8 protein-coding genes are annotated in these 6,535 nt (G+C 68.4%); 2 read left to right on the forward strand and 6 right to left on the reverse strand.

Going from position 1 to position 6,535, the window contains the following annotated elements:
• Nucleotides 1-2 precede the first annotated feature (2 nt).
• Nucleotides 3-848, forward strand: coding sequence for a dienelactone hydrolase family protein (locus PMI15_RS15850; RefSeq protein ID WP_007871108.1), 846 nt, complete (start codon nt 3-5; stop codon nt 846-848).
• On the opposite strand, the gene modC is transcribed toward PMI15_RS15850, so the two are convergent.
• From modC to modA, 3 genes are read right to left on the reverse strand one after another with little or no spacing between them, the layout of a single operon-like run.
• Nucleotides 823-1,920, reverse strand: coding sequence for a molybdenum ABC transporter ATP-binding protein (gene modC / locus PMI15_RS15855; RefSeq protein ID WP_007871111.1), 1,098 nt, complete (start codon nt 1,918-1,920; stop codon nt 823-825). The two genes, PMI15_RS15850 and modC, sit on opposite strands and share 26 nt — an antisense overlap.
• Entirely contained in the window at nt 1,917-2,609 is a 693-nt protein-coding gene (modB, locus tag PMI15_RS15860; protein ID WP_007871113.1) for a molybdate ABC transporter permease subunit, read from the reverse strand. The genes modC and modB overlap by 4 nt, the downstream gene beginning before the upstream one ends.
• A 13-nt stretch (nt 2,610-2,622) precedes the next feature.
• Nucleotides 2,623-3,378 carry a molybdate ABC transporter substrate-binding protein gene (gene modA / locus PMI15_RS15865; RefSeq protein ID WP_007871115.1) on the reverse strand — a complete coding sequence of 252 codons (756 nt, stop codon included), beginning with the start codon at nt 3,376-3,378 and terminating at the stop codon, nt 2,623-2,625.
• A gap of 118 nt (nt 3,379-3,496) precedes the next feature.
• Between modA and PMI15_RS15870 the strand changes: the two genes are divergently transcribed.
• Complete coding sequence (locus PMI15_RS15870) at nt 3,497-4,282, forward strand: TOBE domain-containing protein (RefSeq protein ID WP_007871116.1); 786 nt, start codon at nt 3,497-3,499, stop codon at nt 4,280-4,282.
• Here the strand turns inward: PMI15_RS15870 and PMI15_RS15875 are convergent.
• From PMI15_RS15875 to PMI15_RS15885, 3 genes are all read right to left on the reverse strand, one after another.
• Entirely contained in the window at nt 4,279-5,127 is an 849-nt protein-coding gene (locus PMI15_RS15875) for a heme ABC transporter ATP-binding protein (protein ID WP_007871118.1), read from the reverse strand. The genes PMI15_RS15870 and PMI15_RS15875 overlap by 4 nt on opposite strands.
• Nucleotides 5,128-5,131: 4 nt before the next feature.
• Nucleotides 5,132-6,190, reverse strand: coding sequence for an iron ABC transporter permease (locus PMI15_RS15880; protein WP_007871121.1), 1,059 nt, complete (start codon nt 6,188-6,190; stop codon nt 5,132-5,134).
• The coding region (locus PMI15_RS15885; protein ID WP_007871124.1) for a hypothetical protein at nt 6,187-6,535 on the reverse strand (349 nt) is incomplete at its 5' end. The genes PMI15_RS15885 and PMI15_RS15880, both read right to left, overlap by 4 nt.

The following is a 6,535-nucleotide window of genomic DNA, read 5'->3' on the forward strand; positions in this document are numbered from 1 at the left end:
CCATGGTCCCCTCCCCCGCACAGCGCAACATGAATGAGGACGATGCGCTCGAAGACTTCACGGCCCGCACCATCACGCTGGACGGCGTGGCCAAAAAAGTCTATGTGGCCGGTTCGGGCCCGGCCGTGGTCGTCATGACCGAGATGCCGGGCATCAGCCCGCATGTCGCGCGTTTCAGCCGCTGGGTGCGCGATGCGGGTTTCACCGTCTACATGCCCTCGCTGTTCGGCCGCGACGGCGCGGTGCCCGGCGCCGACGAAGGCGCGGCCGTCTTCCAGCGCGCCTGCGTCAGCGCCGAGTTCCGCGCGCTGCGCACCAATGAGACCAGCCCGGTGACGCAATGGCTGATGGCGCTGGCCAGGCTGGCGCACCAGGAATGCGGCGGGCCCGGCGTGGGTGCGATCGGCATGTGCTGGACCGGCAACTTCGCGCTCTCGATGATGCTGGAGCCCGCGGTGCTGGCGCCGGTGCTGTCCCAGCCCTCGCTGCCTCTCAACGACCCGAGTGGCCTGGAGATATCGCCCGCCGACATCCACGCGGTGCGCCGGCGGCTTGACCAGGAAAAGCTCACCGTGCTGGCCTACCGCTTTGAAGGCGACAAATTTTGCCGGGCCCAGCGCTTTGCGGCCTATGGCGAGGCCCTGGGCGACCGTTTTGTGGGCCGGGTGCTGCCGGACAGCGCCGCCAATACCGAGGTGCCGCCCTTCTTCGCCCGGCATGTGCCCACACCGCACAGCGTGGTGACGGCCCACCTGGTCGACGAGGCGGGCCAGCCCACGCTGGCGGCGCGCGATGAGATCCTGGCCTTCTTTGCCGAACGCCTTAGCCCAGAACAGCCACGCCCTTGACCTGTGCGAACACCCGGCAGCCCGGCTGCAACCGCAGCGCCTGGGCCGACTTCTGCGTGATGCGGGCCAGCAGCGCGCTGCCGCCGGCGTCCAGGCCCACCATGAGCTGGCCTGGGCTGTCGGCCGCCAGGCCGGTGACGGTGACGGGGAAGATGTTCTGCACGCTGGTGCCCTCCTGGCGCGCCAGCGTGAGGCTGACGTCGCGCGCCTGGATGCGCACGCGCACGCGCTGGCCGATCTGCAGCGAGGGGTTGAGCAGGCTGATGCGGCCGCCGGGGAACTCAGCGTGGCTCATGTGCCAGTCGGGCTCGACGGCGCTGACCACGGCGTCCAGCACAGCGGCCGCGGCATCGCCATGCGCCAGCGGCAGGTCCAGCCGCGTCATCAGTTCGCGCGTGGGGCCCGAGGCCGTGACCCGGCCCGCATCCAGCAGCACCAGATGGTCGGCCAGCCGGGCGACCTCGTCGGGCGCGTGGCTCACGTAAAGCACGGGCATGTCCAGTTCGTCATGCAGGCGCTCCAGGTAGGGCAGGATGTCGGCCTTGCGGGCGGCGTCCAGCGAGGCCAGGGGCTCGTCCATCAGCAGCAGGCGCGGGCTGGTGGCCAGCGCCCGGGCGATCGCCACGCGCTGGCGCTCGCCGCCCGAGAGGGTGCCGGGCATGCGCTGCATCAAAGCCTGCAGCCCCAGCAATTCGATGGCTTGCGCGAGCGAAACACGGCGCTGCGCCGGCGGCACGCGGCGCAGGCCGAAATCGAGGTTGCGGCGCACGTCCAGGTGCTCAAACAGGCTGGCTTCCTGGAACACATAACCCAAGGGGCGCTGGTGCACCGGCAAAAAGATGCCGGCGGCATCGTCCTGCCAGAGTTCGCCATTGACGGCGAGGTAGCCGCTGCCGGACCGCTCCAGCCCGGCAATGCTGCGCAGCAGGCTGGTCTTGCCGGATCCCGACGGGCCGAAGATGGCCGTCACGCCGCGCCCCGGCACGGCCAGTGACACATCAAGCGAAAAGCCGGTGAATGCGCGGCGAAAAGATGCGGCGATGCCGCCTTCCGCAGGGACAGTGGGCTTCATGCGCCCTGCCCTTTGCGCCGGCCCGGCTGCAGGGTATTCAAGGTGTAGAGCGCCAGCAGCACCAGGAAGGAAAACACCAGCAGGCCGCCGGCCAGCCAGTGCGCCTGGCGATATTCAAGCGCCTCCACATGGTCATAAATCTGCACCGACATCACACGCGTCTTGCCGGGAATGTTGCCGCCCATCATGAGTACGATGCCGAACTCGCCGACCGTATGCGCAAAACCCATGACGGCGGCCGTCAGGTAGGCGGGCCGGGCCAGCGGCAGCACCACGCTGAAGAAGGTGTCCAGCGGCGAGGCCCGCAAGGTGGCGGCGGCCTCCAGCGGCCGCTCGCCCAGGGCTTCAAAGGCGTTCTGCAGAGGCTGTACCACAAAGGGCATGGAATACAGCACCGAGCCGACCACCAGGCCCGCAAAGCTGAAAGGCAGCAGGCCCCAGCCCAGCGACTGCGTGAGCTGGCCGACCGGGCCGTTGGGGCCCGTGAGCACCAGCAGGTAAAAGCCCAGCACCACCGGTGGCAGAACCAGCGGCAAAGCCACCAGCGCGCCCACCGGCCCCTTGAGCCAGGAGCGCGTGCGCGCCAGCCACCATGCCAGCGGCGTTCCGGCCAGCAGCAACACCAAGGTGGTGGTCGCCGCCAGCCGCAAGGTCAGCGCGAGTGCCTGAAGGCTTGCATCGTCGAGCATGCTTCGGCCAGGTTCAGGGCTCGTAGCCGAAGGAACGGATGACCGCCTTGGCCTTGTCGGTCTTGAGGTAGGCCATCAGCTGCGCCGCGGCCTTGCTGTCCCTGGCCCTGGCCAGCAACACCGCATCCTGGCGAATGGGGCTGTGCAGGTTCCCGGGAACAATCCAGGCCGAGCCCGATTTGATCTTGCCGCCTTCATAAACCTGAGACAGCGCGATAAAACCCAGCTCGGCGTTGCCGGTGGAGACAAAGCTGAAGGCCTGCCCTATGCTTTCCCCCTGCACCAGCTTGGGCTCCAGCGCGGCCTGCAGGCCCAGCTTGTTCATGGTTTCGACGGCCGCTGCGCCATAGGGCGCGAGCTTGGGCGCGGCGATGGCGATCTTTTTAAAGTCGCCCTTTTTCAGGACCTCGCCCTGCGCGTCGACCAGGCCGGGCTGCGCGGACCAGAGCGCCAGCTTGCCGGTGGCATAGCTAAAGCGGCTGCCGTTCAGGGCCGCGCCCTCTTTCTCCAGCCTGGCGGGGGTTTCATCGTCGGCCGCGAGGAACACTTCGAAGGGCGCGCCGTTGCTGATCTGCGCATAAAACTTGCCGGTGGCGCCAAAGGTCAGCACCGCCTTGTGGCCGGTGTCTTTTTCAAAATCCGCGGCGATCAGCTTCATGGGCGCAGTGAAGTTGGCCGCGACGGCAACCTGGACGTCGTCGGCCAACACAGCGGCCGAGGCCAGTGCGAGGCACAGCGCCGGCAGCCAGCGCGACACGATTTTGGACATCAGGGAACTCCGAAGGTGAAAGATGAAGGGTGTTGGGACAAACCGCCTTGGCAGCCCGGGCTCACCGCCCGAGCGCTATTCTATTTTAGAATAGCGCTGCCTGTCCCCCGGGCCTGCCATGAAAAAACCCGCAACCACATCCACCGCCCCTTCCTTCGCCAGCGCCTTGGGCCACGAACCGGCCGACAAGCGCATCGACATCCTGCGCCTGGTCGGCGAAAGCGGCTCAATTTCGCAGGCGGCGCGCCAGGCCGAAGTCAGCTACAAGGCCGCCTGGCAAGCCATAGACACCCTGAGCAACCTGGCCGGCGTGGCGCTGGTGGAGCGCGCCGTGGGCGGCTCGGGCGGCGGCGGCGCGACGCTGACGCCGGCGGGCCGGAAATTGCTGGCGGTTGCCGGCCTCCTGAATGAAACCCGCAGCCAGGTGCTCGCCGGTTTCAAGTCCAACGAATTGCTGCTGCCGCGCGCGCTGCCCACGCTCTCCAACATGGGCGTGCGCACCAGCATGCGCAACCAGTTGCCTTGCGAAGTCGACAAGCTGGCGCTGCGGGGCCAGGTGGCACGTGTGCATTTGAAGCTGGCCGGCGGCGCCGCGCTGGTCTCGCGCATCACCAAGGCCAGTGCCGAACTGCTGGGTTTAAAGAAGGGACAGGCCGTGCTGGCGCTGTGCAAGGCCACGGCGGTGGTGGTCAGCGCGCAAAGCTCCACACCACCAGGCGGGCAAAGCTTGAAGGGCCAGGCCGTGCGGATCAGCCGCGGCGCCGGCGGCGACGAGGTGTCGCTGCAACTTGAAGGCGGCTTGCAGCTGGTGGGTTTTGCGGCGCCGGGTAGCGGGCTGAAAACCAAAAGCCTTGTGCAGGCGCAGATCGACGAGTCGGCCGTCGTGATTGCCTTGTCGGCCTAGGGCTTCTGGACAGGCGCCTCAAAAAGATACTGGCGCAGCCCCGGCTCTCCACCCTGTGGAGTCACCGGGTGCGCCACCACGCCCCAGACTTTTTCAATGCAAAGCGGCGTGAGCACCTCGGCGGTGGTGCCGCTGCCCGCTACCTGCCCTTGCTGCAGCACCACACAGCGGTCGCTGTAACGCAATGCCAGGTTCAGGTCGTGCAGCACGGCCACCACACCGACACCCTGGGCGGTGGCCCAGGCGCGCACGAGCTGCAGCATGCGGTGCTGGTGCTGCAAATCAAGCGCGGCGGTGGGTTCGTCCAACAACAGCCAGCGTGTGGACTGGCCCGCCAGGGGCTCCCACACCTGCGACAGTGCCCGCGCCAGGTGGACACGCGCTTTTTCACCGCCCGAGAGCGTGTTGAGCACACGGTGCTGCAAGTGCTCGACCGCGGTGGCCTGCATGGCCTGCAGCACCACGTCGGCTTCGTTCCGGCCGGGATGGCGGCGGTGCGGATAACGGCCCAGTTCCACCACTTCGCGCACGGTGAACTCGAACGCGACCTGGGTTTCCTGCGCCACGCAGGCACGCATGCGGGCCAGCTCTGCGGGGGCATGGGCGGACAGAACCTTGCCGGCCAGGTAAACATGGCCGCTCGAAGGCTGGCGCTGGCCGGTCAGCAGCGACATCAAGGTGGACTTGCCCGCGCCGTTGGGCCCCAGCACGGCCGTGACCTGGCCCGCGATGAATTGCGCCGAAGCCGCCTGCAGCAGCGAGCGGCCTGGCACCTCGACGCCTACGCCGGCCACTTCGAGCATGCCGGCCGGCGGCAAAAAATCAGTCTGGTTTCGCGCGTTCATGGGCTCATATCCGGCTGCGGAAGTGCCGCAGCAGCAGCAAAAAGAAGGGCACGCCGACAAATGCCGTCAGCACCCCCAGCGGCAGTTCGGCCGGCTTGACCATGGTGCGCGCCACGCTGTCCGCCGCCAGCACCAGGGCCGCACCGAACAGGGCCGAGCCCGGCAGCACGACGCGGTGGTCAGGCCCGGCCACCAGACGCACGCAGTGCGGCGCCACCAGGCCGATAAAGCCGATGATGCCGGTAGTGGCCGTGACGGCGCCCACCGCCAGCGCCGTCAGCAGCACCGCAAGGCGTTTGACGCGCTCCACCGGCACGCCCAGCAGCGCGGCCTGGGCTTCGCCCAGCGCGATGGCATTCAGCGGCCGGGCCAGCGTGAGGCCCACGCCCACGGCCGCCGTCACCACAGACAACACCAGGGCCACCGCGCTCCAGCGCGCGCCACCCAGGCTGCCCAGCAGCCAGAACTGGATGTTGCGCAATTGCTCGTCGGTGGCCAGGAAGGTCAGGTAGCCCAGGCCGGCGCCGGCCAATGCGTTGATGGCGACACCCGCGAGCAGCATCATGCCGACCCGGGTCGCGCCGTCCTGTTGGGACAGGGCGTACACCAGCATGGTGACGAGCAGGCTGCCGGTGAAAGCCGCGGCCACCAGCGTCCAGCTTCCCAGCGTGCGCGGCATCTCGGGGAACCACAGGCTGCCCAGCACGATGGCCATGCCAGCGGCCAATGCCGCGCCGCTGCTGACGCCTATGAGGCCGGGGTCGGCCAGCGGGTTGCGAAACAGGCCCTGCATCAGCGCGCCGGACATACCCAGCGCCGCGCCCGCCGCCACGCCCAGCAGCAAGCGCGGCAGGCGTATGTTCATGAAGACCAGGTGCTCAGGCGTGGGCTGGGCGCTGCCGCCCAGCATGTCGAGCAGCACGTTCCATAGCTGCAAGGGGCTGATCGCATAAGCGCCGCGCGCGCTGCCGGCAACAAAACTCAAGGCCAGCAGCAGCACGCCCGCGCCCAGCACCAGCGCCGCCGGCCAGCGCCTGTGGTCGCCGTGCAAGGCAGCCTTCATGCGCTGGCCCTGCGCCTGGCGGCGTGCGGGGCCGATTGCACCAGCAGCAGCCGGTTGCCTTCGCAGTCGCTGATGCCCCATTCGGTGCCCCACGCCTGCTCCAGCAGCGCGGGCAGCGCCTGGTCGGGCGCCGATTGCAAGGCCATGTGCCACTGCTCGATGCTGTCCACCAGCAGGCGGCAGGCGAAGCGCTGCGGCGCCATGTCGGCGCGGCGCTGCCAGAGTTGCACCGTCACCGACTCGCGCTTCAGAACCTGCTCACGGCCTAAACGGGGCCGCGTTGGGGTGCAATCGGGATGAGTGGGCCGACCGGGCACGCCGCATGGGCTAATGCCCATGCAAGGG

Source organism: Polaromonas sp. CF318 (assembly GCF_000282655.1).
GTDB lineage: Bacteria > Pseudomonadota > Gammaproteobacteria > Burkholderiales > Burkholderiaceae_C > Polaromonas.